Genomic DNA, 3,637 nt, shown 5'->3' on the forward strand with positions numbered 1-3,637 from the left:
AGCTCAAGCAAGGCGAGCCATTACACCAAGACATGCGGATTGCCGGCAAGCTGGTCGGCAACCCGCGCCGCATAGAGATCCGCAATCCTTTCAACGGCGCGCTGGTCGGTTCGGTGCCGAAAGCCACAGTGGAAGACATCCGCCATGCGTTCCAGGCGGCGCGCGCTTTCCGTTCACCGCTGACACGCTACGAGCGCTCGCGGATCATGCTGCGTGCGTCCGAACTGCTGCGCGCCAATACCGATGCGATTTCCGACCTGATCACGGCGGAAGCCGGGCTGTGCAAGAAAGACAGCCTGTATGAAGTCGGCCGCGCCTGCGACGTGTTCGTGTTCGCCGCCAACCAGGCGCTGGTGGACGACGGCCAGGTGTTTTCCTGCGACCTGACGCCGCACGGCAAGCAGCGCAAGGTCTATACCTTGAAAGAACCGCTGCTGGGCGCGATTTCGGCAATCACGCCGTTCAACCATCCGCTGAATCAGGTCGCGCACAAGGTCGCGCCGTCGATCGCCACCAATAACCGCATGGTGCTCAAGCCGACCGAAAAGACGCCGCTGTCGGCCCTGCTGCTGGCCGACATCCTGTACGAAGCCGGCCTGCCGCCGGAAATGTTTTCGGTGGTCACCGGCGATCCCGCTGAAATCGCCGATGAAATGTTGACCAATCCGGATGTCGACCTGGTGACGTTTACCGGCGGCGTACCTATCGGCAAATACATCGCCGGCAAAGCGGTCTATAAGCGCCAGGTGCTGGAACTGGGCGGCAACGATCCGATCATCGTGATGGAAGACGCCGACCTGGAAGAAGCGGCGACGCTGGCGGTGTCGGGCTCATACAAGAATTCCGGCCAGCGCTGCACCGCGATCAAGCGCATGATCGTGCATCAGGCTGTGGCCGACGAGTTTGTCGATCTGCTGGTGAGCAAAACCAAGGCGATCAAATACGGCGATCCGATGGATCCGCACAATGACATGGGCACCGTGATCGACGCCCGTTCGGCGAGCGCCTTCGAAGCCAAGGTCAAGGACGCCCAGCAGCACGGCGCCAAGCTTTTGTTCGGCAACCTGCGCGACGGCGCGCTGTATTCGCCGACCGTGCTCGACCACGTGCCGGCCGATTGCCAGCTGGTAGCCGAAGAAACCTTCGGTCCGGTATCGCCGGTGATCCGCTGCACCGATATCGCCGACGCCATCCGCATCTCGAATTCGACGCCCTACGGCCTGTCGTCCTCGGTTTGCACCAACCGTCTCGACTACATCACCCGCTTTGTGCGCGAACTGCAGGTCGGCAGCATCAACGTCCGCGAAGTGCCCGGCTATCGCCTGGAGCTGACGCCGTTCGGCGGCATCAAGGACTCCGGCCTCGGCTACAAGGAAGGCGTGCAGGAAGCCATGAAGAGCTTCTGCAACACCAAAACCTATTCTCTGCCTTGGAACTGAATTGGAACTGAAACCATGCTGACCATCCCGCAAATCTGCGAACTGTTCGAACGCGGCGGCCACCAGATGTACAGCGGCGAGCCGGTCAACCAGCTCGAGCACGCGCTGCAATCGGCAACACTGGCCGAACAGGCCGGGGCCCAGCCGGAACTGGTCTGCGCCGCCTTGCTGCATGATCTCGGACATTTGCTGAACCCGCAAGGCGAGACGCCGTCGGCGCGCGGCGTCGACGATACCCATCAGTATTTTGCGATACCGTACCTGCGCGGCTTGTTCAGCCCCGCAGTGCTGGAACCGATCAGGCTGCATGTCGACGCCAAACGCTACCTGTGTGCGACCGATGCCGGCTACTGGAGCCGCCTGTCCGAGGATTCCAAGCGCAGCTTGGAACTGCAGGGCGGCGTGTTTTCCGCCGCCGACGCGGCGCAGTTCATCGCCCGTCCCTATGCCGCCGATGCCGTCAGCCTGCGCCTGTGGGACGACCAGGCCAAGATGGAAGGCATGGCGACTCCCGGCCTGCCGCATTTTTCCAGGCTGATGTCTGCCTGCGCCCTGGTCACCGCTTAATCAATAGGATACTGACCCATGCGCCCATTCTGGCTGGAAGATGCATTGTTTGCCGACGGTGAGTTGGCCCCCGCCCTGCAAGGCCGGCAGAAGGCCGACGTCGGCATTGTCGGCGGCGGCTTCACCGGCTTGTGGACCGCGATCCAGCTCAAGCAGCAGGACCCGGCGCTGGACATCGCCATCATCGAAAGCGACCTGTGCGGCGCCGGCGCCAGCGGCCGCAACGGCGGCTGCCTGCTGACCTGGTCGACCAAATTCTTCACCCTGCGCCGATTGTTTGGCGAAGTCGAAGCCGTGCGCCTGGTCAAGGCTTCGGAAGCGGTGGTCACCCATATCGGCAATTTCTGCCGCGAGCACCAGATCAATGCCGAATTCCGCCGGGACGGCACCCTGTATACCGCCACCACCAAGGCGCAACTGGGAGTGCTGGACCCGGTGCTGCAAGAATTGCAGCGGCAGGGCATCAGTTCCTATCATGAATTGCCCGACGCTGAAGTGCAGCGCCGCTCCGGTTCCACGCGCAATCTCGCCGGCGTGTTTTCGCCGATGGCGGCGACCGTACATCCGGGCAAGCTGGTGCGCGGCTTGCGCCGCATGGCGCTGGGAATGGGTATACGGATCTACGAAAGAACACCGATGCTGTCGTTCACGCCGGGAACCACAGTCACCTTGCAGACACCGGCCGGCAGCCTGCAGGCCGGCAAGGTGGTATTGGCCATCAACGCCTGGATGGCCAGCCGTTTCCCGCAGTTCGAACGTACCTTGGCGGTGGTCTCCAGCGATATGGTGATCACGGAAAAATGTCCCGAACTATTGCAGCGCATCGGCCTGACCGATGGCGTCTCGGTGCTCGATTCGCGCACTTTCGTGTTCTATTACCGCACCACCGAAGACGGCCGCCTGATGCTCGGCAAGGGCGGCAACACCTTTGCCTGGCGCGGCCGCATCCTGCCGGTGTTCGACCAGCGTTCGCCCTACGAGCAGCAGCTAAAAGATAGCCTGCACGAATTTTTCCCGGCGCTGGCCGGCGTGCCGATCACCGCCAGCTGGAACGGCCCGTCCGACCGATCGGTCACCGGCTTCCCGTTTTTCGGACGCCTGGATGACATGCCGAACGTGTTCTACGGCTTCGGTTATTCCGGCAATGGCGTCGGACCCAGCTACATGGGCGGCCAGTTATTGTCGTCGCTGGTGCTGGGCCTCGACAACGCCTGGAGCCGCAGCCCGCTGGCAGCCGGCCCGCGCGGCCAGTTCCCGCCGGAGCCGCTACGCTACATTGGTTCGCTGGTGGTGCGCAATGCCATCCGGCGCAAGGAACTGGCGGAAGACCAGGACCGCAAGCCCTGGCTGATGGACCAGATGCTGAGCAAGCTGGCGAATGCCGCAGGCAAGGCTGACAAGGCTTAGTTGCTCGGGTGTCATGTGTCGCCGGCACGGGCTGCCGAAAAATATCTTGTAGATTATTTGGCAAGCTGAGCATGCGCCGGCCGGACTTGTATAATGCAAGTCTGCCAAAACAAGCTTGCCCACCATGACCAACACCACGCATTTCGGTTACGAAACCGTCTCCGAGGACGATAAAGTCCACAAAGTCGCCGAGGTTTTCCATTCGGTCGCGCCTAAATACGATG

General features: G+C 62.2%; 3 protein-coding genes and 1 pseudogene. All 4 read left to right on the forward strand.

Going from position 1 to position 3,637, the window contains the following annotated elements:
• Window positions 1-32 precede the first annotated feature (32 nt).
• Complete coding sequence (gene phnY / locus JWQ61_RS12095) at window positions 33-1,439, forward strand: phosphonoacetaldehyde dehydrogenase (protein ID WP_304360748.1); 1,407 nt, start codon at window positions 33-35, stop codon at window positions 1,437-1,439.
• A 15-nt stretch (window positions 1,440-1,454) separates the two neighbouring features.
• A complete protein-coding gene (locus JWQ61_RS12100; protein WP_304360746.1) occupies window positions 1,455-2,006 on the forward strand; it encodes a phosphonate degradation HD-domain oxygenase in 552 nt (183 codons plus the stop codon).
• Window positions 2,007-2,024: 18 nt separating this feature from the next.
• Window positions 2,025-3,413, forward strand: coding sequence for an FAD-dependent oxidoreductase (locus JWQ61_RS12105; protein WP_304360747.1), 1,389 nt, complete (start codon window positions 2,025-2,027; stop codon window positions 3,411-3,413).
• A 124-nt stretch (window positions 3,414-3,537) separates the two neighbouring features.
• Window positions 3,538-3,637: pseudogene (locus JWQ61_RS12110) on the forward strand (bifunctional demethylmenaquinone methyltransferase/2-methoxy-6-polyprenyl-1,4-benzoquinol methylase); the annotation flags it as partial.

Origin of the sequence: Collimonas fungivorans (assembly GCF_028292705.1) — a bacterium.
GTDB lineage: Bacteria > Pseudomonadota > Gammaproteobacteria > Burkholderiales > Burkholderiaceae_D > Collimonas > Collimonas fungivorans_B.